The organism is Paraflavitalea speifideaquila (assembly GCF_032395985.1).
Lineage (GTDB): Bacteria > Bacteroidota > Bacteroidia > Chitinophagales > Chitinophagaceae > Paraflavitalea > Paraflavitalea speifideaquila.
Genome location: NZ_CP135920.1, coordinates 6,397,914 through 6,418,997 on the forward strand (window position 1 = coordinate 6,397,914; position 21,084 = coordinate 6,418,997).

Here is a 21,084-nt window from a genome sequence, read left to right on the forward strand (position 1 = left end):
ACTAATTACTGATTACTAATTATTAATTTCTAATTAGTAATTCCAGCTACTGACATGGGATATGGATCTATTCAACGGTTACGCTCTTGGCAAGGTTCCTGGGTTTATCTACATCGAGTCCTTTGGCCACACCTATATAATAGGCTAGTAACTGTAATGGGATCACGCTGAGCATGGGGGCTACAAGCTCATCAGCAGCAGGCACAACAATGACATCATCGGCCATTTTGCTGATCACCTCATCGCCTTCGGTGATAACCGCAATCACTTTTCCTTTGCGGGCTTTGATCTCCTGGATATTGCTCACGATCTTTTCGTGGTAGGAATCTCTGGTGGCTACAAAAACCACGGGTAGGGTTTCATCGACCAGGGCAATAGGACCATGTTTCATTTCGGCAGCGGGGTAACCTTCGGCATGTATATAGGAGATCTCTTTTAATTTCAATGCCCCTTCCAATGCTACGGGGAAATTATAACCACGCCCCAGGTAGAGGAAGTCTTTTGCATCCTTGTATTTTTCGGCCAGTTTGCGGATGGCCTCGCTGTCTTTCAATGCTGCGGGTACTTTTTCGGGTATTTCCTGTAGCTCGTTCAGCAAATACATGAACCGTTTATTGTCAATACTACCCTTTTCATGGGCTATTTTGAGGGCTATCATGGAGAGTACGGCCAATTGGGCTGTAAAGGCCTTGGTGCTGGCCACACCTATTTCGGGACCAGCATGGGTATAAGCGCCTGCATTTGAAATGCGGGCTATGGAAGAACCCACTACGTTTACCACGCCAAAAATGATAGCGCCCTGTTCTTTGGCTTTTTCGATGGCTACGAGGGTATCGGCGGTTTCACCGCTTTGTGAAATGGCAATGATCACATCGCCTTTGTGTATAACGGGGTTGCGGTATCGGAATTCGGAGGCATATTCAACTTCTACGGGTATGCGGCAAAGTTCTTCTATGATGTATTCGGCTACCAGGCCGGCATGCCAGCTGGTGCCGCAAGCCACAATCATAATGCGGGAAGCATTCTTCAGGGCCTCAATATTGTTTTGTACGCCTGCCATGGTAATGGTACCGGCGGCAGCATCGAGGCGGCCGCGGAGGCAATCAAAAATGGTATGGGGCTGTTCAAATATTTCCTTGAGCATGAAATGGTCATAACCGCTTTTCTCAATAGCGGCCAATTCCATATCGAGCTTGGTAATAAAGGGAGTGATCTTTTCATTACCGAGGTTCTTCAGGATCAGCTCATCGGGGCGGATGATGGCCAGTTCATAATCGTTGATATATACCACCTCTTTGGTGTATTCAATAATGGGGAGGCATCGGAGGCCAGGAAATGTTCGCCTTTACCAATCCCTATTACGAGGGGGCTGCCTTTGCGTGCGGCGATTAAGGTATCGGGGTGGTCATGATCGATCAAAACAATTACATAGGCGCCTGTTACGCGCTTTAAGGCAATACGTACGGCTTCTTCCAGTCCGCATTCATTATTGAGCTGGATATCTTCAATGAATTTGAGTAATACTTCGGTATCTGTATCGCTGATGAAGGTGTATCCTTTTTCAGGAGTTCACCTTTCAGTTGTGTATAGTTTTCGATGATGCCATTGTGGATCATGGCCAGTTTACCATTGGCAGAAATATGGGGGTGGGCATTGCGGTCGCTGGGTTCACCATGGGTGGCCCAACGCGTGTGACCAATACCTGCATTGGCATGGAGGTCTTTACCAACAAGGCTTTCTTCGAGTTCGGCCACCTTTCCTTTTTCTTGTAAACTTTCAATCCGCTGTTGAGCAGGGCTACGCCGGAGCTATCGTAGCCGCGGTATTCTAATCGTTTCAGGCCTTTGAGAATAACGGGGTAGGCCTCTTTGGGGCCGATATAGGCTACAATTCCACACATACGTAAGAAGTTTCGAGTTACTGGTATTTTGTTTCAGGCCATTAGGCCGGCTCCAACACAAACGTTTGCAATATATTGAATATTATGCCTACCCTGCAAGTTTTTGCCGGAGAGCCGAATAGTGAAGAATCATTAAACCGTTATAGCGGGCAGAAAAAGGCAAGGGGGCGTGAATCGGCAGTCGTTTGCTTTGAAGGCACAAATACGCTACGCACAGTGCCGGACCGCATACGCCAGGGGGCTAAGAGGTGACACCTTTCCCTCGCCACGAAAACGAAAAGGTGTCACCTCTTTCCTGATGAAGGTGAGCCGCTCTCCAACGCTGCATTCGCCGGGCGACAGAGCGACCCACCTTTATACCTTGAACCAGCCGTAATAAATTAAGATGACAGTTACCTTACGCCAGGATCGGTGATAAAAGCAAAAGGTGGGTCACGACTGGAGCGTAACCCACCTTTTAGCAAAAATGATCGATCGTTATTTCTTCAGTTGCTGCTCGAACAGCTTATAGATACGTTTGTATTCGTCGGTCCAGCTGCTTGGCTCTACAAAGCCGTGGTCTTCCATGGGATAAACAGCCAGTTCCCAGTTGTCTTTGCCCAGTTCAATGAGCTTTTGGCTGATGCGTACTATATCCTGGAAATGGACGTTCACGTCGACCATGCCGTGACACATCAATAAATGCCCTTTCAAGCCGGCGGCAAAATTGATGGGAGAGCTACGCCGGTAAGCCAGGCTGTCGTTGAAAGGTTCGTTGAGGATATTGGCAGTATAGCCGTGGTTGTAATGGGCCCAATCGGTGACGGAGCGCAGGGCCGCGCCGGCCGCAAAAACATTGGGCTCATTAAACATAGCCATTAAAGTAATGAAGCCTCCATAGGAGCCGCCATATAAGCCAATGTTCCTGGGATTAACGCCGCATTTCTCTACGAGGAATTGGGCGCCATCCACCTGATCGCTCAAATCTTTACCTCCCATATGGCGATAGATACCGGTACGGCAATCGCGGCCATACCCGGCACTGCCACGGTAATCAATGTCCAATACGGTGTATCCCTGATCGGCGAGCATGTTGTGGAACATGTATTCGCGGAAATAGCTGCTCCACCATTTATGGGCATTCTGGAGGTAACCAGCGCCATGTACAAAGATCACGGCTGGTTTGGATGCATGAGGTTGTACAGGGCGGTACAGGCGGGCATATACTTCGGCTTTCGTCCTTAGCTTTGAAGGTGACCACTTCGGGTTCCTTCCAGGGGTAAGTTTTGAACTCTTCGGACTGGGCAGCGGCAGTAACCTGTTGAATTTTACCACCTGGTTTGTTTTCCTGGAGATATAGTTCCCAGGGTTTATTGGAATAGGAATAAAGGATGGCCAGCCATTTTTCATCGGGGGAAAGGGTTACCTGGTTGGCGCCTGTCATGGTGGTGATGCGCTCAGCCTTACCACCCGTTACCGGCAGCCGGTAAAAATGTTGTTCGCCGGGATGTACTTCATTGGTGGTGAGATAAAAGTATTTTTTGTCTTTGGAAAGGATGGTTCTTTGTACTTCATATTTACCACTGGTGAGGGCTTTCTTTTCTTTGGTTTGTACATTAATGGTATACAAATGGGAATAGCCGGTGGCTTCTGATTGGAACCAGAAGGTATTGCCATCGATCCAGCCGGTGCTGAAGCTACCAAAACCACTGGTGCCGGGGCCGCCTATCCAGGCTTCATCGCGCTGGCGATCCAAGAGGGAAAGCTTGCCGGTAGCGCCATCGAGTAACATCAGCCAGCGGTCTTTATTATCCTGCGAACGTATTTCCACCACGGCATAAGGGCCAGCGGGTGACCAAGACGCATTTTGAAAGCTCACGGCACGCAGGGCAGGGTTCTTCGATTTTTCGGCATACATAGCCGGGTAATCTTTTACATAATCGGGCAGGTCTCTGATACCTGGAATAGAATCCGTTTTTACCTGGAATACGGTATCCTTCTGGCTGTCGAATACAAAGAACTCCTGTATGCTAAAGGGGATTGCCCACTTTGGTACGACCTGGAATATCTTCGGTGAACCCGCTTTCGGTAACATAGTTGGGTACGATGGTGTTTTTGCCGCCTGTGGCTGCTTTGATGAGGCGGTAGGAAATAAAGCGTCCATCGGCACTCACGGCGGTACCGGAAAGGATTTGTCTTCTATACTGATGGTACGGAGTGTTTTTCTTTGGGCTGGGCCTTGCGCATGGAGTCGGCCAGGTCTCTTTTTTTCTTTGCGGCTTTGCAATACGAAGGAATTTTCCAGGGCTTCTTCCTGCAACCATTTTTCCTGGAGGTTGCCAGTGGTGGCTGCACGGTTACCGCGGAAGCCGCCTCCCCACCTTGTCCCTGACCACCGCCGCCCCGTTGTGGGCCTGCCATGATGGGAGCAGGGGTGGCTACGGCACCAGACTGAAAATTGGTGAGCTGGATGGTAGTACCGGCTATGATATCCCAGGCATATACGTTCAGACCACGGGTATAAACTACCTTATTGTCGTTGAAAGCAAAGAAGGGGTTGTTTTCAAACTCGGTGGTTTGTGTAAGGGGCTTTTGCTGGCCGGTTTTTACATCGCCCAGGTAAATATCGCCCTGGCGCACAAACAGGTATTGGGTACGTTTGGTATTGTACCGGACACTGGCATCGTCCAATAAATCCTGCCTGAAGGCCCAGGATGTTTTTTGGGGGTAAGGGCGGTAGGGGTAATGTAGTATACGGAATCGGAAGTGGCCTTTTCAGGGTTCCAACTAAAAAGTAAATACTTGCCATCGAATGACCATTCGGGACCGGAAGGAGAAGTGCCTATCCATTTGGGATCGCGCATGATCTTTTCAACGGTTAGTGAATTGGCGGGGTTGGTCTGGCTGCTTGCTGATATTGCAGCTAGCAAAGCCAGGGTAAAGAGGGTTGATTTTCTCATTGATGTTAATTGTGATATGCGGGGTGTAACTATATTAAAGCAAAATACCGCTCAAAAGATATAAGCTGCAGAAAAATATATAACAAGGCCGGTTACATCCACCAGCGTAGCTACAAAAGGAGCAGAGGAAGTAGCGGGGTCGGCACCGAGCTTTTTAATACAATGGGGAGCATGGAACCGGAGATGGTGCCCCATAATACCACACCGATGAGGGAAGCGCCTACTGTAAAGGCCACGAGGATGCCATGATCGCCATAGGTGTGGAAGATAGAATTCCAAAATACCACCCTGAAAAAGCCAATCAATCCCAGCATGGCGCCCAGGAGGAGGCCGGAGAGAATTTCCCGGCGTAATACGCGCCACCAGTCAACAATGGTGATCTCGCCCACTGCTATGGCTTGTATAATGAGGGTGGAAGCCTGTGATCCGCTATTACCGCCGCTGGAAATAATAAGGGGTATGAAGAGGGCCAGTACTACTGCTTTTTGTATTTGTCCTTCAAAATATTGCATGACGGTAGCGGTGAGCATTTCGCCCAGGAAAAGGACTACGAGCCAAACGACCCGTTTTTAAAGAGCTTCATGAGGGGTATTTCCAGGTAGGGCTCATCCAGGGCTTCGGTACCCCCATTTTCTGCATGTCTTCACTAAATTCTTCATTGGCCACCCAAAGGATATCGTCAATGGTAACGATACCCAGGAGGATGTTTTTATCATCGATGACGGGCAAGGCCACGCGGTTGTTCATTTTAAATACCTGGTTGGCCTCTTCCTGGTCGTCATTGACGTGTAAGGCTATAAAGCGATTATCGATGAGCTCGCCTACTTGTTTTTCGAGACCGGCCAGTAATATTTCCCTGATCCGGACGTCATCTACAAACTCGCCTTTATCGGTTACGACATAGATCACATCAATGGTTTCGCTGTCTTTCCCCACTTCGCGAATATGCTCCAGTACTTCTGCTACGGTCCAGTCGACCTGTACAGCGATATAGTCGGGGGTCATCAGTCGCCCTACGCTGCCTTCTGCATAACCCAGGAGGGAGAGGGTAACGCGGCGTTCTTCGGGATCCAATAAGCGAATGAATTCCTTTACTACTTCACTGGGCAGTTCTTCGAGGAAGGAGGTACGGTCATCGGCTGGTAGTTCATTGAGTAGTTCGGCCGTTTTATAAGGAGGTAATTCCTGTATGATGTCTTTCTGGGTCGACAGGTCCAGTATCTTGAATACGCTGGCAGCGCGGTGCATATTCATGTGCTGGATGATCTGGCTTTCGTAATCGGGCAATTCGTTGATGAGCTCGGCCACATCACTGATGTTCTGATCATTCAGGAACTCGCGGATAGAGATTTCATTGCCGCTGTGCATCAGCTCTTCAAACTGGTCCTGTAAGGTGATGTTTTCGCTGCTCATGGGTCAAATTTATGGTAGAACGGGAATCGGTAGTTCGCATTCGGCAATTGCAATCTAACGGCGTAAAGGTAAGGTATTAGCTTTAAGCCATTAGGGGTTGGCTGTAAGGCTTTGGTTATTGGCAATGTGCTTAAAAAGGCAGGTGTTAAGGGGCATAGATTAATTTTTTGAGATCAATGGCCAGGGCAGCGGGGCTTCAAAAATAATGGCTAATTTGGGCGGGATAGCATTCCTGACCTTCATACCCCGTTTTTTTTATGATCCTTCCATGTTTGTTTATCGCTCCTACCCGGGAAATGGGCCGTGGTGTATTTACTTCCCAAAGCCTGGAAGCAGACAGTATTGTTGAAATTTCGCCTGTTATTGTAATGGGGGAAAATGACCGCGGCTTACTTGATCAGACAATTTTACACGATTACATCTTTGAGTGGGGAAATGACCGCAAGCAATGTTGCATGGCCTTGGGTTATGTGCCCATCTATAATCATTCGTATGCTTCCAATTGTGAGTATGAAATGGATTATACGCATGAGATCATCACGATCAAGACGGTGCGTTTTATCAAGGCAGGGGAAGAATTGTTCATTAACTATAACGGCAACTGGGACGACGGCAAACCTTTGTGGTTTGAGACGAAGTAGGAAGACAATCTGCGGGCTTTGAGCTGCGAGCTTCGAGCCGTTTGAGCCCTTGTGATCTTCCTTTATTTATTCAGCATCTTCTCCAGCATCGCTACCTTCTCACGCTCTACACGCAGTAATTCCTGGTACAGCTTTTTATTTTCTTCAATTGCCTTCAGCAATTCATCGAGTGGATTGAAAGTACAGCTACTATTGATGGCACTTGAATGAAATGTTGAACTATCGTGGCTCGTGTTCGTAAAATGGTTAGCAATGATGCTAATGCCGGCTTCCGCATCATAATGCTCAATAAGATCGGCCGGTATATTCAATGCCTTGGCTATTTCTTCCAACTGCTGGCTGTCGATCTGCTCCTTTTGTTCCAGCAGGGATATCTTTTGCTGGCTCACACCCATGGTATCGGCCAGCACCTCCTGTTTAATACGTAGTATTTCACGGATGCGCTTTACATTATTGCCGTGGTGTACTGGTCTGGTAGGCATAACTGTTGTACTCATAGTACACAAATATAATAAAGTATACCAGCATTATAAAAACTAATAACATGTAAAATACACGCTTTTTTATGGTATCGTACCACGGGCTTTGTGCCCCGGATGCTGCTTCGGGTTAAACAACTACCTGGCCAGTCTTATTGAGGCAGGCCCTTTGTTGGAGGTAACGATCATGGTTAGCAAATAGTACGTGGGCTGCCGGCCCGGGCGTAAAATTTGACAAATGTGGGTTGGCCGGGAGAATTCACCCGCAAGTGTAGCCGTTGCCGGGAAAAGGTGGTAAAGAAACAATGATTGCATTACCAACAAGCTGATTTGCTTTAAAAATGGAAGCCTTTGTTTTACAAACAACGGGCTTTGGTTTACAAGCGATGGGCCTTGTTTTACGAACAATGGTCTTTGTTTTACAAGCAATGGCCCGTGGTTTACAAACAATGAGCCTTGGTTTACAAGCAATGAGCTTTGTTTTACAAACAGGAGCTAATGTTTTACCAGTAAGAGCCGTTGTTGTATAAACAGTGGCCGTTGTTTTAAATACAAGAGCCCTTGTTTTATGAACAAGAGACTTTGCTTTACAAACAATTGTGGTTGCTTTCCCAGCCCCGGGGCTGTTTTACCCAATAAAAGCCTTTGTATTACAAACAATTACAGCAAATTACCGCTTGCCCAGTTTGTACTTCACGGAGAAATAAATACCATAGCTGGTAAGGTCCAGCTTGCCATAACCCAATCCTTTCATTGGGATCTTAAAGTAAGGCTCGGCCTGTAAAGAAAAACGTTTATTCAGTGAACGTTCAAAACCTGCCGACAGGTTCAGGATGGAAAACAAGTAGGTACTGGTAGAGTCTCTATCAGCCGACCGCTGCATACGATTACCTCCATAGGTAAAATCGTAGTTATAGTATTCGCTGGTCATGATATAGGAGGAAGCGCCTGCACTGGCAAACCAGCGTTGTTTGTTATTGACAGAAAAATCATAGCGCAGATTCAGGGAATGTCGAACATCTGGCAATAACCATCCACAGAATGAAGGTCCAGGCTTTGCCACCAACCGGTGTTTGGTTTGGTAAAATCTTTGCCCTGTGCAGTGTAGTTCTTCCGGGTATAGAGGAACCCGGTATTGACAGACCATCGATTGGAGAAACGATAGGCTATTTGTACCCCTACATTGTATCCTGCTTTGTCCATATCGGTAAACCGTACATTGCTCATATCGGGACCTGCTACGAGTGCTACTTCAAAACCTTTGTTGTTAGTATTGTCTTTTTTTCTTTTGGGGATTGCCTGGGAGGGTGTCTTATCGTTTAAGGCAAAGGTTAAAGGCGGCGCTTTGATGGCGCCAAGGGCACTCGCTTTGATACCCGGCCAGGACACACGGCTTGCCTTTGGATCTTGCTCTTGCAGCAAGGATTGGTTGTGTTCATTGGTATTGTAAGCCTTATCCGTTGCTGGTGTGGGATAATTGTTCTTTCGAGTGACTACCTTATTATTGATGAGTGATCCATCTTGCAGCTGCTGATCTTGTTGGGCCTTTTTATTGGCTGTTATGATCTTACCCCTTGTTGAATTTATAGCGGGTTTATTATTTAAAGTAGGGGTATGGTGAGATTGAACGTCTGGAACTTCTGCTGGCTTGCTCTCTCCGCGCAGGCTATTCTTATTTTCAGGCTGAATAGATGCAGATGAAGGAGTTTGTTTATCGGCAGTAGTTGGTATTGCAGGGGTTGCTGTAGCAGTGCTGGTTTTCCCATTGGGTTCATTGGATGCAACAGCCGAAGTAGTAGCCCCTGTATTTTGCTGATTGGTTTGAGCAGCTGGTACGGTATTTGCCCCTGTAAGATCGAGGTTATTGGGTTTCTTACCGGTCATTGTCCACAATACTCCACCGCCTGCCAACAGTACAATAAAGAATAGCCAGAACAGAAAGCGCCTGCGCTCCTTCTCTTCTTTGCGGGGCAATTCTTTATTGAGCCGGTTTTCCAATGTTTCCCAACCTGATGTGTTTTGATCCACATCATATTGTTCCGCAGCCTCCCTGCTCAAACGGTCAAGGTCGTTATCATTGAGGGGATACATACACGTTGTACTGTGTTTTGTTCAACAATAGTTTTCTAAGGTTATCACGGGCTTTTGATAAGTTGGATTTGGAAGCACCTACAGATATACCGAGCACCTGGGCAATTTCCTCATGGCTCAATCCTTCAATCACAAATAAATTAAACACGGCCCTATAGCCCGGTGATAATAAGCGGATAGCCTCCACTATTTCTTTATATGAAAGTATGTCTATTCCGGTTTCACTGTGGTCGGGAATGGATTCAGAATCCTGGCTAAGGATATGGCCACTGACGGAAGCATTTATTTTCCGGTAGTGGTCAATACAGGTATTGATCAGGATACGTTTGAACCATCCTTTGAGGGATAGTAAGGTATCTTCCTGGCGGTTTTCATCAAACTGGTGTATGTTCTTAAACAGTTTGACAAACCCTTCGTTCATGATCTCTTCTGATTCTTCCTGAGCATTGGTATACCGGTAACAAATTTTCAAAGCGAATCCACGGAGCAAATAATAGAACTCCTTCTGGCTATTGCGGTCATTTTGCCGACAGCCATTCAACAGGGCAGAAATTTTCGGGTTATCTGCGAGCAAGGGATGGTTGGTTTACAATTGCAAAACTTATTTAATAAGTTACAATATTTTATTGAACACCCCATAATACGGAAGGCAGGGGCAATTGGTTGCCTGGCTGAAGTTTAATTCTTTCACTTGTTAATGTTTCATATTCAATAAATTAGCTGGTGGGCGGCCAATTAATATGATGCTGCCTTTGATATAGGCTTGTACCTGGATATAATCTTTTTGGGGCAGTAGCCCCACCACTTTGATGCTTTCCAGGCGCCCGGAGGTGCTCATCCAATCAGTTACCTGCTGGTTGAGGCGGGCTTCAATGAGGGTTTTATTTTTTTGCAGGAGGGCGGCTATGTCCAGTACTGATTTACCCTGGAGTTCTTTCAGGATCTTTCTACGAAACATACCCTTTGCAATGTTCACCAGCATGTCTTTTGTGTCGAGGGCAAAGTCAATATCGGGCATGGACAGGAATTGTTTGGCGGAGTCCAGTACAGGGGTACCGCTCAGGTGAAATACGCCCTTGCGGTTGCCGGTAAAGGAGACATCGACGGCAATTTTGCCATCATTGCTACCGCGAATACTGACCTCCCTGATCACGAAGGTGCGACCGTCTACTTCAAATGGTTTATTGGTTAAGCTATCATTGAGGAGTTTATTGAAGAATTTGTATTCATATACGGCATCGAGGTAAGTGCTGATGGCACCGCTATTGTCGGTACCGGTAATAGGTGGCAGGGGCGCTCTGGTAACCAGGCGGTTGCTGTCGGATGAAAATTTAGGAGATCCCTGAAATCCAAGGGCAAAATAAAGGGTATCGCGGTTCACATTGAACTTACTGACACGAAGGCTGGAAGGATTGAGGTTGAGGTAACCATAGTGGCTGACAGGCATTACCCGGCTTCCTCCGCTACGCCAGTTTTTTAAAAAGTCGTTATTGTTGATGGCCTGTACAAAATTGTCGAAGGTAGTGCAATAGGTTTCTACAGACGCCTTGATACTGTCCATGATCTCGGAAGTCATATCATTTTGGAGCAGGGTTACCTGGCACTTGTCGATGGGCTTCAGGGCTTCCAGCCGGGTAGTGGTCATTACCTGGTGATTGGGAAGCAAGTTGAGGAGGGAGCTGATATTAATGTCTACCCGGCGCAAGGCTTCATCGCCAAAACCGCAGGAACCGCTTACCCAGGGCGATACTTGTTTATCGAAGGCACAAACACAACGGCTGCCTGCAATCTGGTAATTGCCCCGGAAAGCGATGTTTACTTTATTGTTAATGCATGTAAAGGTAAACGGAGAGCGTACGAACCGGTATTTGTACCTGAAATCGCAACCACTTTGGAGGTAGTTGGGCCATTTTTCGCTGGTAAACTCTTTGGCTGTCATACTATCCATCAGGCTTAGGAGGGGCTTCATGTACACTTTAATGGGGATATTGATCTGTGATACAGGCAGGGCCGGCAATATGCGGGCAGGTGGTTCAGTGGCGGTAATGGCCTTTTGGCGCTTCCGCAGGAAGCCAGGAAGAATAAAGTACTGATGATAAAAGGATCGGAAGGCATTTCATGGGGTAAAGATAAGAAGGCAGAAAACAGCATGCAGAGTTTTGAGGGGTATAACCTGGGATGGGGATCTGTGGTACTGGCGGGAGATGCTGGTTACGCCGGTTATTGACGGTTATGTGAAGCCGGTGTGTCCTCTTTTGAAGTATAGGATTAACAAAACAGGTATCAAATGGATCAAAACTGTAATTTGTAAAACAGGCCGGGGGTACTGTCTTACCTCTCCAACTAACTCCTATTTCCAATACACCGTGGTACCTACTTAAACAAACCATATTGGCATGGAATGGCTAAAAGAAACGCTACGGCATTATCCTGAGATTGCTATATTTTTCACGCTTGCTATAGGCTTTTTATTGGCAAACTGAAAGTGGGCAAATTTACGCTTGGCACTGTTACCTCGGTATTGCTGGTGGGGATATTGGTAGGTGGGTGGGATATACCCGTGACAGCCTCCAGTAAGGCGACCTTTTTCCTACTGTTCCTGTTTTCGATGGGTTATAGTATTGGCCCACAATTTTTCCAGGGGCTGAAGAAGGATGGTTTATCGCATGCGCTTTTTCGGCCATCATTTGTATCTCGAGCCTGGGGCTTGCTTATATATTGGCTTTACTGTTTCACTTTACACCAGGCACGGGTGCAGGATTGTTATCAGGATCCAATACCTGTTCGGCCATTATTGGGGTAGCAGGTGATTCGATCAGCAAGCTGGATATTACCAATGACGTAAAAGAGCAATGGACTGATCAGATCGCTGTAGCTTATGCGGTAACGTATATATTCGGCACTGCAGGCACGGCCTGGTTCTTATCGGTAATTGGGCCCATCCTGCTGGGGGTAATGTAGTGGAAAAAGCCAAGGAGCTGGAAGCAGAAATGGGTACGGGAGAAGAGGATGGCGGCAGTATTACTACGGCGTATGACCAGGTTGCTTTCCGGGCTTATGCGATCACGAAAGAAATATTTAGTGCGGGTATGACGGTGAGATCAATGGAGGATTACATGTATAAAAGGAAAAGCCTGTCTACGTACAACGGATCAAAAGAAAGGGGAAGTTAATAGAAGTAACTCCCGACACGAAAATACTGCTGGAGGATGTGATTGCAGTGAGTGCTCAACGCACGCAAATTGTAGGAGCGGAAGATTTCCTGGGAGCAGAAATTATAGATCCGGAATTGTTGAGTTTTCCGATTGAAGTGGCCAATGTGGTGATATCAAAAAAGAAGGTGCTTGGTCATAGTCTTGCGGCATTGCGCAGATTGGATTCGGTACATGGTGTTGGCATCCGTAAAATAATGCGGGGAGGGATAGAAATGCCAGTCACTGCACGCACAACTATTGAAAAGGGTGATACTCTTGAAATAGTGGGCGCCAGGGAAGACCTGAACAATGCGATCAAGAGACTGGGATATAAGGAGCAAAGCGGCATTGAAACGGATATTGTGTATATGGGTATAGGTATTGTGATCGGTTCTTTGGTAGGAGCCTTAACAGTAAAGGCAGGAGATATTCCGTTGAGCATTAGTACAAGTGGAGGGTCCTTGATTGCCGGGCTGTTCTTTGGATGGTTGCGCACCAGGAGGCCTGTATTTGGCAATATCCCTGCACCGTCGGTATGGTTATTACAAAAGCTGGGGCTGCATATGTTTATTGCGATTGTGGGTATTACCTCCAGTGGAGGTTTTATCAAGGGGCTGGAACAGGAAGGGATCAATCTATTCATTGCCGGGGTGATCCTGAGTATATTGCCCATGTTGCTTGCCTTGTACCTGGCACGTTATGTATTCAAGTACCACCCGGCTATTGCATTGGGAGCCTGTGCAGGAGCTCATGATGAATCGGCCGCTTTGCTGGCTGTACAAGATGCGGTACAAAGTAAGATACCGGCATTGGGGTATACGGTAACGTATGCCGTAGCCAATATTGTGTTGACTATTTCAGGTGCTATTATCGTGATGTTGCTGTATCACTCACAATAAAAACAGGCCGCCTTTGGGGACGACCTATAAAGAGACTATGCACACTAATTGAAGAGGTGAATGGCAAGTGGGCCTTTGCTACAACTTGCTAATTAGTCACCACTTGTTTCCCGCCACTTTCCCTTAGCCATTTAGCTTTTAAGCTCTTTGTTTGGCAGATGGTTTGCGTTTACCATTCTTCAGGGCTTCATCGATGGCTTTGCTCAATGCATCGAAAGAAGGTTTACCGGTATACAGCTGGTCATTGATAAAAAACGCCGGCACATCTCTCACCCCATTGCCAGACCATCCATCAGGTCGGCACGAACAGTCCAACCATAAAAAGAGTCAATAAGCCGGGGAAGAAAATGCTTGTCGCTAACGCCTGCATCCCTGCTGTATTCCTTGAGGCTTACGCTGCCCAAATGTTTGCGGTTCTGGAATAATACATCGTGCATTTCCCAAAACTTACCGGCCTGTCCTGCTCCTACGGCCGCTTCGGCTGCCTTATGGGCACGCTGGTGTATTTGTGTAAGAGGGAAATGGCGGAAATTGAATCTCAGCTGATCACCATAAGCTTGTAGGAGCTTTTTCACTACATTATGGGCTTTGGCGCAGTCTTCGCTTTCATAATCTCCAAACTCCACCAACCTAACGGGAGCGCTGGCAGGTCCCTGCCAGATATCCTTGGGTGGAATGATCTCGATGACCTTGGGTTTATTGTTCATTGCCATATGTTGATTCCATTTTTACTTTTTTGACGTTATCAGTAGCCGGAGGCTACAAAATAGGCTCACTCGCCGGAGGCGAGCGAGTATGAGTCACCCTTAGCGCCCCACCCTTACAATGGCTGCGACAATCCTTCGACAAGCTCAGGTGGTATTGCCCAGCCTGACAGTTGATGAATACAGCCTGGCAGGCAGATACAGGTAAAGCACAGTAAATCAATAGATTACTGTGCATCAAGTAAAAAGCCATCCGGCTCGGGGCAGAATGGCTTTGGTATATATGATTAAGACGGTTTTAGCGGGTCATTGGTGGCATGCCGGGGTTTACTACTGGTTAGGAATTGATGTGATTAGGCACTTCATTCCTGAATACCACTACCCCATCGAATACGTCAACCAGCACCGGATGCAATCTGTCTATATCACCTGCCAGGATCTTTTTCGACAGCTGGTTGACGATCTCTTTCTGGATCAACCGTTTGAGGGGTCGTGCACCAAACTGTGGATCAAATCCATTTTCGGCCAGGTAATCAACTGTGTATTCACTGAACTGAAGGTCGATGCCATTGGCGGCAACCATTTTACGCAAATTATTGAGCTGGATATTAATAATACCCTTGATCTCTTTTTTGAGCAATGGCTGGAACATGATGATCTCGTCCACGCGGTTCAGGAACTCGGGCCGAACGGTTTGACGCAGGAGGTTCATCACTTCCACTTTTGCTTTATCGGTGGCCTCGTCCAGGGTTCGTTCGGTCACGCCTTCAAAGGCTTCCTGTATAAGGTGGCTGCCGATATTACTGGTCATAATGATGATGGTATTTTTAAAGTTCACCACACGGCCTTTGTTATCGGTCAAGCGGCCATCATCCAATACCTGCAACAAAACATTCCACACATCGGGGTGTGCTTTCTCAATTTCATCGAGTAGTACCACGCTGTAAGGTTTGCGTCTTACAGCTTCGGTAAGTTGTCCGCCCTCATCATACCCTACATATCCCGGAGGGGCGCCTACCAGCCGCGACACTGTATGTTTTTCCTGGTACTCACTCATGTCAATACGCGTCATCATACCTTCGTCGTCGAAGAGGTATTCGGCCAGGGCTTTGGCCAGTTCGGTTTTACCTACACCGGTCGTACCTAGGAAGATGAAGGAACCGATAGGCTTCCTGGGATCTTGCAAACCTGCGCGACTACGGCGGATAGCATCTGCTACGGCAGTAATAGCTTCCTCCTGTCCTACCACACGATCGTGGAGATGATCTTCGAGCTTCAACAGTTTTTCTTTTTCACTCTGCAACATCCGGGTTACGGGAATACCGGTTGCCTTAGCCACATTCTCAGCGATGTCTTCCGCATCTACTTCCTCTTTCAACAAACGCTTTTCATTGATCACCTCCAACTGGCTTGAAAGATCTCCAATAACCTTTTCCTGTTCTTTGATCTTGCCGTAGCGTATTTCAGCTACCTTTCCGTATTCGCCATTGCGTTCAGCCTGTTCAGCTTCGAGCTTTAACTGCTCAATAGCTGCTTTGGCATTTTGTACTTTATCTACAATTTCCTTTTCTGCTTTCCATTTTGCTTTGAAGGTATCACGGTCTACGCTCAGGTTGGCAATTTCTGTATTTAGCTCCCTAAGCTTGTAATCATCATTCTCGCGTTTGATAGCTTCGCGCTCAATTTCCAACTGGCGTATCTGGCGTTCGAGTTTGTCCAGTTCTTCGGGCATGCTGTTCATTTCCAGGCGCAGTTTGGCTGCACTTTCATCGATGAGGTCAATAGCCTTATCGGGTAGGAAACGATCGGTAATGTACCGGTGAGACAATTCCACGGCGGCAATGATGGCCTCATCCTTGATACGCACATGGTGGTGGGTTTCATACCGGTCTTTCAATCCACGTAAAATGGAAATGGCATCTTCGACAGAAGGTTCTTCAATCATTACCTTCTGAAAGCGACGTTCCAGGGCTTTGTCTTTCTCAAAAAACTTCTGATACTCATTGAGGGTAGTAGCGCCAATGGCTCTCAATTCGCCTCTGGCCAGGGCAGGTTTCAGGATATTGGCCGCATCCATAGCGCCCTCACCACCACCAGCACCCACCAGGGTATGTATTTCATCAATGAAGAGAATGATCTCCCCATCGCTGGTACTTACTTCTTTTACTACGCCTTTCAATCTTTCTTCAAATTCGCCCTTGTATTTGGCGCCCGCAATGAGCTGGCCCATATCCAGGGCATAAATGATCTTACTCTTCAGGTTTTCTGGTACATCACCATTCACAATACGCATGGCCAAACCTTCGGCAATGGCTGTTTTACCAACGCCGGGCTCACCCACCAGGATGGGGTTGTTCTTGCTACGGCGGGATAGGATGTGGAGGGTGCGGCGAATTTCTTCATCCCGTCCAATAACGGGATCCAGCTTGCCCTGACGAGCCAGTTCATTCAGGTTCTTAGCATATTTATTCAGGGCATTGAATTGTGTTTCCTGTGTTTGGCTTTTAATGGTATCGCCTTTACGCAGGTCTTTGATAGCTGCTACCAGTCCTTTTTCAGTAAGGCCGGCATCTTTCAATAACCTGGCGGTGTTGTCACCGCCTTGTATAAGGGCAACCAGAAGGTGTTCTACGCTCACAAATTCGTCGCCAAATTGCTTGAGGATGGTACCTGCCCTCAGGATGGCGTTATTGGCATCGCGGCCAATGGCTTGTGCAGGTTGTGCACCGCCACTTACCCTGGGCAGTTTATCAATGGCTTCCTCCAGTTTCGTTTCCAGGAGGTTGACGGTCACATTATTTTTCTTCAACAGGTATTCTACGGGAGAATCCTCCTGCTCCAGCAGGCTTTTGAGCAAATGCTCGGTTTCTATATTTACATTCGCCTGGTTGAAAGCAATTTGTTGTGCCTGTGCAATCACTTCCTGGGCTTTGATGGTAAAATTGTTCAGATTCATAATCTCTTCTTTTTGGTTTGGTTACTGGCAGCTGACTTGCGGGAGGGCGGGGCGGCAAATTATTCGTTAATAACAACATTATGCCAACCCTTAAGGTTCAGTTACCGTAAGTTCCAATAACTTTAGCCCCTTATCACAAATCACAATCCAACCAAAATTTCCGGCATTTATGTCATTAAAAGCGCCCCGAACCTGTCCAAAATTCAGTCTATTCCTGTTTTTCCTGTTATTCTTGCAGTTGGCCCAGGCCCAATATGACTTTGGGGCGGTAGACCAATTGCTTGAAAAGAATAAAAAGTTATTGGGTAACAATGTGGTAGCCCTGGTGTGGAAGGATGGCAAGCTCATATACCAGAAAGAGATAGGTGCTGATTTCAATGGAAAAACACAGGCGCCGATTGCCAGTTGCAGTAAATGGATCACGGCCGCCACGATCATGACGCTGGTTGACCAGGGCAAGATCAGCCTGGATGATCCTGTTAGCAAGTACATTCCTATCCTGGATAAATATATGAAGGGTTATATCACCATCCGCCAGTGCCTGGCGCATACTACAGGTATTGATGGCAAAGGCGGGCTGGCCACTTTATTGCAACGCAGAAAATTCGAGAACCTGGAAGAAGAAGCCAATGCCATTGCGGCCAAAGAAATATCCAACAATCCTGGCAAAGAGTTTGCCTATGGCAGCAGTGGTCTAAACCTGGCAGCCAGGGTAGCGGAAATAGTGTCTAAAAAGGATTTTTGCCCGGCTGGTGCAGGAAAGGATCACGCGTCCTTTGAAAATGCGTGCTACTACCTTTGTAAATGATAATGGTAATGCACCCAACCCATCCGGGGTGCGCAATCGAGCGCACTTGATTATATGAACTTCCTGGTCATGATCCTGAATAAAGGAGTGTTTGAAGGCAAACGTATCCTGAGTGAAGAAGCGGTAGCCGAAATGCAGAAGAATCATTTCCCTGGATTGGCTGTAAAGTTTACACCTAAAATAGCCGAGGGTTTTGAATACGGCTTGGGTGAATGGATCCAGGAAAAAGACGGGAATGGGAATAGTATGGTGGTGAGTAGTCCGGGCCTTTTTGGCACCTGGCCGTATATTGACAAATGCCGTAACTATGCAGCCATCATTTTTGTAAAAACCATATTGGGTGAACAAAAGAAGGATGTGTACCTGCAATTTAAACAGGCGGTAGATGACCAGTTGGGGGGATGCAAATAAGTCCGGAAGACGGTAAGACCGAAAGTCCGGAAGTCAATACAACTAAAACTCGGATTGCTTCCGGACTTTCCGACTTTACTGACTTTCGGCCTTTACACTATAGGCTCTTTAACAAAGCATGTTTCCATTGCCCGTATATATCTTCATATTGCTCCTGTAAAGCCTTTTCCGGCTCCAGTTTTTTGATCAGGTTCATACCGGTGAAGCAGGACACAAAATCGGGATAGATACCTGCCCCTACACCTGCTGCGCGGGCGGCACCGGCAGCGCCATCTGTATTGTACAGTTCTACGGTACAACCGGTGGTATTGGCAAACACGTTGCCAAAAACCTCACTTAAAAACATATTGGCATAACCGGCGCGGATGGTCTTTAATTGCATCCCCATTTGCTGCATGATTTCCATACCGTATTGCAGGGAAAATACGATGCCTTCCTGGGCAGCCCTGGCCACATGACCACGGTGATGCCTGTTGAACTGCAAGCCTTGTAATTGAGCGCCTAAGTCTTTATTTTCCAATACACGCTCGGCCCCATTACCAAAAGGCAAGAAACTCAATCCATCGGCGCCGGGGCAATGGTAGCTGCGGCTGCATTCATATCGGCATAAGAGGCATTGGCAAAGAAATTTTTCCGTAACCAACTATTTAGAATACCTGTACCATTTACACAAAGTAGGATACCATAGCGCGGCTGTGCTTCGGTATGGCTAACATGTACAAAGGTATTGACCCTTGATTTGGGGTCATACTCCACTTTATCTGTAACGCCATATACTACACCCGAGGTGCCGGCGGTAGCCGCTACTTCGCCCGGTTGCAATACGTTGAGTGAATAAGCATTATTGGGTTGATCACCGGCCCGGTAGCTGACAGGAATGCCTGCCTTCAGGTTGAGTAAAGCGGCTGCTTCATTGGTTAACCTTCCTTGCTCGCCAAAAATGGGAACAATGCCAGATAATAGGTTTTCATCAATACCATAGTATTGTAGCAATTCCCTGGCAATGGTATTGGTTTTAAAATTCCATAAGATGCCTTCCGACAAGCCCGAAATAGTTGTAGTAGCTTCACCGGTCAAACGCAAGGCGATATAATCACCTGGCAACATGATCTTGTGGATCTTTTTATAAATATCGGGCTCATTTTCTTTGACCCATTTCAGTTTAGAAGCGGTGAAGTTGCCGGGTGAATTGAGGAAATTAGAAAGACAGAAATCCTGGCCCAATGCCTCCAATGCTTTATTGCCATAGGTTACGGCCCGGCCATCGCACCAGATAATGGAAGGACCTAAAGGCTTGCCGGCTTTATCTACACATACAAGACCATGCATTTGGTAAGAGATGCCAATAGCCGCCACTTCATCGCCCTGAAAGGGACCTGTTGCCGCAGCTTTTGCAGGGCCTGTTGCAGTTCCTGCCACCACCTGTCCGGGTCTTGCTCGGCAAAACCGGTTTTAGGGGCTTCTATGGGCATTTCTTCAGCCGGGGAAAAGCAGTAGCCGCTAATTTTCCATTGGATATTTCTATTAAGGCAGCTTTGACGGAGGAGGAGCCAATATCGAAACCTAATAAATATTTCACAATGCTTTTATTTGATGACAATACCGGTAATTTTCTACCGGGTAGCCAATTTAGGCAATTTATCGGGGTGGGAAAACAATTTACCTTCAAATAAGGGAGCAGGTGGAAAAATGATACGATATAAACACTTTAAACATTGGTTATGTACGAATCCAAGATGAAGCCGCTGGTACCGCGCAGGGTATTTTACCGGCGCGTTTTAAATAACCTGTTAATTGGGACAGGAATATTGGTGATTGTCTTATTGATAGGCGTTGCAGGCTTTCACTATACATGTGATCATGTACGCTGGTTGGATGCGTTTCATAATGCTTCTATGTTGCTTTCGGGTATGGGGCCGGTGCTGAACAATCTATGTGATACAGGGATATGGTTCTCTTCTTTTTATGCGCTGTTCAGCGGCGTAATTTTCATCACCAATATAGGTTTTATACTGGCGCCGGTGATCCATCGATTCTTTCATAAATTGCACCTTCAGGAGAAATAGTGGGAAAGACGGAAAGACGGAAAGACGGAAAGTCGGAAAGTCGGAAAGTCCGAAAGTAATACAGCTTTCTAGCCTTCGCTACTTCCAGTCTCTCAGACTTTCGGTCTTCCTGACTTGAATTTATGCGCACTATTGAACAACATACTACTCTTATTAAAACCTACGCTGCCCAGCTGGGGTTCGACTATTGTGGTATTGCCAGGGCTCAGCGGCTGGATGAAGATGCCCGGCGGTTGGAAAACTGGCTACAGCAGGGCATGCACGGTGGTATGCAGTATATGGAGAATCATTTTGAGTTGCGGATAGACCCTACGCGCCTGGTACCGGGGGCCCAATCGGTTATTACGCTGCTGCTGAATTATTATCCCGCCGAGCAACAGGAGCCTGATTCGCTGCAAGTGTCGAAATATGCTTATGGCAGGGACTATCATGAGGTAATACGGGGAAAGTTGCATAAGCTGCTGGCATTAATGCGGCTGCATATTGGGGAAGTACAAGGAAGGGGGTTTGTAGATTCGGCTCCGGTATTGAAAGGGCCTGGGCGCTGCGCAGTGGCCTGGGGTGGATAGGCAAAAATGGTAAC

At 47.1% G+C, this 21,084-nt stretch carries 28 protein-coding genes and 2 pseudogenes; 10 read left to right on the top strand and 20 right to left on the bottom strand.

Annotated elements, in window-relative coordinates:
* Positions 1 to 67: 67 nt before the first annotated feature.
* The 10 genes and pseudogenes from glmS to RS881_RS43970 all read right to left on the bottom strand — a co-directional run bounded on the left by glmS (position 68) and on the right by RS881_RS43970 (position 6,252).
* On the bottom strand, positions 68 to 1,291 hold the full coding sequence (glmS, locus tag RS881_RS43925; protein ID WP_315816586.1) for a glutamine--fructose-6-phosphate transaminase (isomerizing): 1,224 nt from the start codon (positions 1,289 to 1,291) through the stop codon (positions 68 to 70).
* The gene (locus RS881_RS43930) at positions 1,240 to 1,545 is read right to left on the bottom strand and encodes a hypothetical protein (RefSeq protein ID WP_315824799.1); all 306 of its coding nucleotides are present in this window, start codon (positions 1,543 to 1,545) and stop codon (positions 1,240 to 1,242) included. The genes glmS and RS881_RS43930 overlap by 52 nt, the downstream gene beginning before the upstream one ends.
* Positions 1,449 to 1,754: a hypothetical protein gene (locus RS881_RS43935; protein WP_315816587.1), complete on the bottom strand. Its 306-nt coding sequence runs from the start codon at positions 1,752 to 1,754 to the stop codon at positions 1,449 to 1,451. Before RS881_RS43935 ends, RS881_RS43930 begins: the two co-directional genes overlap by 97 nt.
* A 623-nt stretch (positions 1,755 to 2,377) precedes the next feature.
* Positions 2,378 to 3,055 carry an alpha/beta hydrolase family protein gene (locus RS881_RS43940; protein WP_315816588.1) on the bottom strand — a complete coding sequence of 226 codons (678 nt, stop codon included), beginning with the start codon at positions 3,053 to 3,055 and terminating at the stop codon, positions 2,378 to 2,380.
* Positions 3,012 to 3,974, bottom strand: a complete 963-nt coding sequence (locus RS881_RS43945; RefSeq protein ID WP_315816589.1) for a DPP IV N-terminal domain-containing protein — start codon at positions 3,972 to 3,974, stop codon at positions 3,012 to 3,014. Before RS881_RS43945 ends, RS881_RS43940 begins: the two co-directional genes overlap by 44 nt.
* The gene (locus tag RS881_RS43950) at positions 3,910 to 4,053 is read right to left on the bottom strand and encodes a hypothetical protein (protein WP_315816590.1); all 144 of its coding nucleotides are present in this window, start codon (positions 4,051 to 4,053) and stop codon (positions 3,910 to 3,912) included. The genes RS881_RS43945 and RS881_RS43950 overlap by 65 nt, the downstream gene beginning before the upstream one ends.
* A 25-nt stretch (positions 4,054 to 4,078) precedes the next feature.
* Entirely contained in the window at positions 4,079 to 4,570 is a 492-nt protein-coding gene (locus RS881_RS43955) for a DPP IV N-terminal domain-containing protein (protein WP_315816591.1), read from the bottom strand.
* Positions 4,486 to 4,839 carry a hypothetical protein gene (locus RS881_RS43960; protein WP_315816592.1) on the bottom strand — a complete coding sequence of 118 codons (354 nt, stop codon included), beginning with the start codon at positions 4,837 to 4,839 and terminating at the stop codon, positions 4,486 to 4,488. Before RS881_RS43960 ends, RS881_RS43955 begins: the two co-directional genes overlap by 85 nt.
* Before the next feature lie 51 nt (positions 4,840 to 4,890).
* Positions 4,891 to 5,369: pseudogene (locus RS881_RS43965) on the bottom strand (magnesium transporter).
* Between the two features lie 49 nt (positions 5,370 to 5,418).
* Complete coding sequence (locus RS881_RS43970) at positions 5,419 to 6,252, bottom strand: magnesium transporter (RefSeq protein ID WP_315816594.1); 834 nt, start codon at positions 6,250 to 6,252, stop codon at positions 5,419 to 5,421.
* 257 nt (positions 6,253 to 6,509) lie between these two features.
* Here RS881_RS43970 and RS881_RS43975 point away from each other — a divergent pair, with 257 nt between their 5' ends.
* On the top strand, positions 6,510 to 6,893 hold the full coding sequence (locus RS881_RS43975; protein ID WP_315816595.1) for an SET domain-containing protein-lysine N-methyltransferase: 384 nt from the start codon (positions 6,510 to 6,512) through the stop codon (positions 6,891 to 6,893).
* 62 nt (positions 6,894 to 6,955) lie between these two features.
* Here the strand turns inward: RS881_RS43975 and relB are convergent, their stop codons facing one another.
* Positions 6,956 to 7,375: a type II toxin-antitoxin system RelB family anti-toxin gene (relB, locus tag RS881_RS43980; protein WP_315816596.1), complete on the bottom strand. Its 420-nt coding sequence runs from the start codon at positions 7,373 to 7,375 to the stop codon at positions 6,956 to 6,958.
* Between the two features lie 338 nt (positions 7,376 to 7,713).
* Between relB and RS881_RS43985 the strand changes: the two genes are divergently transcribed.
* A complete protein-coding gene (locus RS881_RS43985; RefSeq protein WP_315816597.1) occupies positions 7,714 to 7,902 on the top strand; it encodes a hypothetical protein in 189 nt (62 codons plus the stop codon).
* Positions 7,903 to 8,042: 140 nt separating this feature from the next.
* Here the strand turns inward: RS881_RS43985 and RS881_RS43990 are convergent, their stop codons facing one another.
* The 4 genes from RS881_RS43990 to RS881_RS44005 all read right to left on the bottom strand — a co-directional run bounded on the left by RS881_RS43990 (position 8,043) and on the right by RS881_RS44005 (position 11,480).
* Complete coding sequence (locus RS881_RS43990; protein WP_315816598.1) at positions 8,043 to 8,399, bottom strand: hypothetical protein; 357 nt, start codon at positions 8,397 to 8,399, stop codon at positions 8,043 to 8,045.
* Positions 8,375 to 9,463 (bottom strand): outer membrane beta-barrel protein, encoded by a 1,089-nt coding sequence (locus RS881_RS43995; RefSeq protein WP_315816599.1) that lies wholly within the window; start codon positions 9,461 to 9,463, stop codon positions 8,375 to 8,377. Before RS881_RS43995 ends, RS881_RS43990 begins: the two co-directional genes overlap by 25 nt.
* A complete protein-coding gene (locus RS881_RS44000) occupies positions 9,447 to 10,037 on the bottom strand; it encodes an RNA polymerase sigma factor (protein ID WP_315816600.1) in 591 nt (196 codons plus the stop codon). Before RS881_RS44000 ends, RS881_RS43995 begins: the two co-directional genes overlap by 17 nt.
* A gap of 120 nt (positions 10,038 to 10,157) precedes the next feature.
* The gene (locus tag RS881_RS44005) at positions 10,158 to 11,480 is read right to left on the bottom strand and encodes a DUF4403 family protein (RefSeq protein ID WP_315816601.1); all 1,323 of its coding nucleotides are present in this window, start codon (positions 11,478 to 11,480) and stop codon (positions 10,158 to 10,160) included.
* Positions 11,481 to 11,516: 36 nt separating this feature from the next.
* Between RS881_RS44005 and RS881_RS44010 the strand changes: the two genes are divergently transcribed.
* From RS881_RS44010 to RS881_RS44025, 4 genes and pseudogenes are all read left to right on the top strand, one after another.
* Positions 11,517 to 11,690, top strand: a complete 174-nt coding sequence (locus RS881_RS44010) for a hypothetical protein (RefSeq protein ID WP_315816602.1) — start codon at positions 11,517 to 11,519, stop codon at positions 11,688 to 11,690.
* A gap of 258 nt (positions 11,691 to 11,948) precedes the next feature.
* Positions 11,949 to 12,424: pseudogene (locus RS881_RS44015) on the top strand (aspartate-alanine antiporter-like transporter).
* A complete protein-coding gene (locus tag RS881_RS44020) occupies positions 12,424 to 12,636 on the top strand; it encodes a hypothetical protein (protein WP_315816603.1) in 213 nt (70 codons plus the stop codon). The pseudogene RS881_RS44015 and the gene RS881_RS44020 overlap by 1 nt, the downstream one beginning before the upstream one ends.
* 38 nt (positions 12,637 to 12,674) lie before the next feature.
* Positions 12,675 to 13,556 (top strand): aspartate-alanine antiporter-like transporter, encoded by an 882-nt coding sequence (locus RS881_RS44025; protein ID WP_315816604.1) that lies wholly within the window; start codon positions 12,675 to 12,677, stop codon positions 13,554 to 13,556.
* A gap of 138 nt (positions 13,557 to 13,694) precedes the next feature.
* Here the strand turns inward: RS881_RS44025 and RS881_RS44030 are convergent, their stop codons facing one another.
* The 3 genes from RS881_RS44030 to clpB form a co-directional block, all read right to left on the bottom strand.
* Entirely contained in the window at positions 13,695 to 13,829 is a 135-nt protein-coding gene (locus tag RS881_RS44030) for a DsbA family protein (RefSeq protein ID WP_315816605.1), read from the bottom strand.
* On the bottom strand, positions 13,826 to 14,263 hold the full coding sequence (locus tag RS881_RS44035; protein WP_315816606.1) for a DsbA family protein: 438 nt from the start codon (positions 14,261 to 14,263) through the stop codon (positions 13,826 to 13,828). Before RS881_RS44035 ends, RS881_RS44030 begins: the two co-directional genes overlap by 4 nt.
* 334 nt (positions 14,264 to 14,597) lie before the next feature.
* A complete protein-coding gene (gene clpB, locus RS881_RS44040) occupies positions 14,598 to 17,216 on the bottom strand; it encodes an ATP-dependent chaperone ClpB (protein WP_315816607.1) in 2,619 nt (872 codons plus the stop codon).
* Positions 17,217 to 17,385: 169 nt separating this feature from the next.
* Here clpB and RS881_RS44045 point away from each other — a divergent pair, with 169 nt between their 5' ends.
* Both RS881_RS44045 and RS881_RS44050 read left to right on the top strand, forming a co-directional pair.
* Positions 17,386 to 18,024, top strand: a complete 639-nt coding sequence (locus RS881_RS44045; RefSeq protein WP_315816608.1) for a serine hydrolase domain-containing protein — start codon at positions 17,386 to 17,388, stop codon at positions 18,022 to 18,024.
* A gap of 54 nt (positions 18,025 to 18,078) precedes the next feature.
* On the top strand, positions 18,079 to 18,435 hold the full coding sequence (locus RS881_RS44050) for a serine hydrolase domain-containing protein (RefSeq protein ID WP_315816609.1): 357 nt from the start codon (positions 18,079 to 18,081) through the stop codon (positions 18,433 to 18,435).
* Between the two features lie 97 nt (positions 18,436 to 18,532).
* Here the strand turns inward: RS881_RS44050 and RS881_RS44055 are convergent, their stop codons facing one another.
* Together RS881_RS44055 and RS881_RS44060 are read right to left on the bottom strand one after the other, a co-directional pair.
* Complete coding sequence (locus RS881_RS44055) at positions 18,533 to 18,994, bottom strand: FGGY-family carbohydrate kinase (RefSeq protein ID WP_315816610.1); 462 nt, start codon at positions 18,992 to 18,994, stop codon at positions 18,533 to 18,535.
* A complete protein-coding gene (locus RS881_RS44060) occupies positions 18,991 to 19,857 on the bottom strand; it encodes an FGGY family carbohydrate kinase (protein ID WP_315816611.1) in 867 nt (288 codons plus the stop codon). Before RS881_RS44060 ends, RS881_RS44055 begins: the two co-directional genes overlap by 4 nt.
* Before the next feature lie 299 nt (positions 19,858 to 20,156).
* Here RS881_RS44060 and RS881_RS44065 point away from each other — a divergent pair, with 299 nt between their 5' ends.
* Both RS881_RS44065 and RS881_RS44070 read left to right on the top strand, forming a co-directional pair.
* The gene (locus tag RS881_RS44065; RefSeq protein ID WP_315816612.1) at positions 20,157 to 20,501 is read left to right on the top strand and encodes a hypothetical protein; all 345 of its coding nucleotides are present in this window, start codon (positions 20,157 to 20,159) and stop codon (positions 20,499 to 20,501) included.
* A 122-nt stretch (positions 20,502 to 20,623) separates the two neighbouring features.
* On the top strand, positions 20,624 to 21,070 hold the full coding sequence (locus tag RS881_RS44070; RefSeq protein ID WP_315816613.1) for an epoxyqueuosine reductase: 447 nt from the start codon (positions 20,624 to 20,626) through the stop codon (positions 21,068 to 21,070).
* The last annotated feature ends 14 nt before the right edge of the window (positions 21,071 to 21,084 follow it).

What these genes read in the sequence shown, in the direction of transcription:
- RS881_RS43945 (WP_315816589.1), bottom strand. Translation starts at nt 3,974, where the DNA reads ATGTTACCGAAAGCGGGTTCACCGAAGATATTCCAGGTCGTACCAAAG.
- RS881_RS43960 (WP_315816592.1), bottom strand. Translation starts at nt 4,839, where the DNA reads ATGAGAAAATCAACCCTCTTTACCCTGGCTTTGCTAGCTGCAATATCA.
- RS881_RS43970 (WP_315816594.1), bottom strand. Translation starts at nt 6,252, where the DNA reads ATGAGCAGCGAAAACATCACCTTACAGGACCAGTTTGAAGAGCTGATG.
- RS881_RS43975 (WP_315816595.1), top strand. Translation starts at nt 6,510, where the DNA reads ATGATCCTTCCATGTTTGTTTATCGCTCCTACCCGGGAAATGGGCCGT.
- relB (WP_315816596.1), bottom strand. Translation starts at nt 7,375, where the DNA reads ATGCCTACCAGACCAGTACACCACGGCAATAATGTAAAGCGCATCCGT.
- RS881_RS43985 (WP_315816597.1), top strand. Translation starts at nt 7,714, where the DNA reads ATGGAAGCCTTTGTTTTACAAACAACGGGCTTTGGTTTACAAGCGATG.
- RS881_RS43995 (WP_315816599.1), bottom strand. Translation starts at nt 9,463, where the DNA reads ATGTATCCCCTCAATGATAACGACCTTGACCGTTTGAGCAGGGAGGCT.
- RS881_RS44035 (WP_315816606.1), bottom strand. Translation starts at nt 14,263, where the DNA reads ATGAACAATAAACCCAAGGTCATCGAGATCATTCCACCCAAGGATATC.
- clpB (WP_315816607.1), bottom strand. Translation starts at nt 17,216, where the DNA reads ATGAATCTGAACAATTTTACCATCAAAGCCCAGGAAGTGATTGCACAG.
- RS881_RS44045 (WP_315816608.1), top strand. Translation starts at nt 17,386, where the DNA reads ATGTCATTAAAAGCGCCCCGAACCTGTCCAAAATTCAGTCTATTCCTG.
- RS881_RS44050 (WP_315816609.1), top strand. Translation starts at nt 18,079, where the DNA reads ATGAACTTCCTGGTCATGATCCTGAATAAAGGAGTGTTTGAAGGCAAA.
- RS881_RS44065 (WP_315816612.1), top strand. Translation starts at nt 20,157, where the DNA reads ATGTACGAATCCAAGATGAAGCCGCTGGTACCGCGCAGGGTATTTTAC.
- RS881_RS44070 (WP_315816613.1), top strand. Translation starts at nt 20,624, where the DNA reads ATGCGCACTATTGAACAACATACTACTCTTATTAAAACCTACGCTGCC.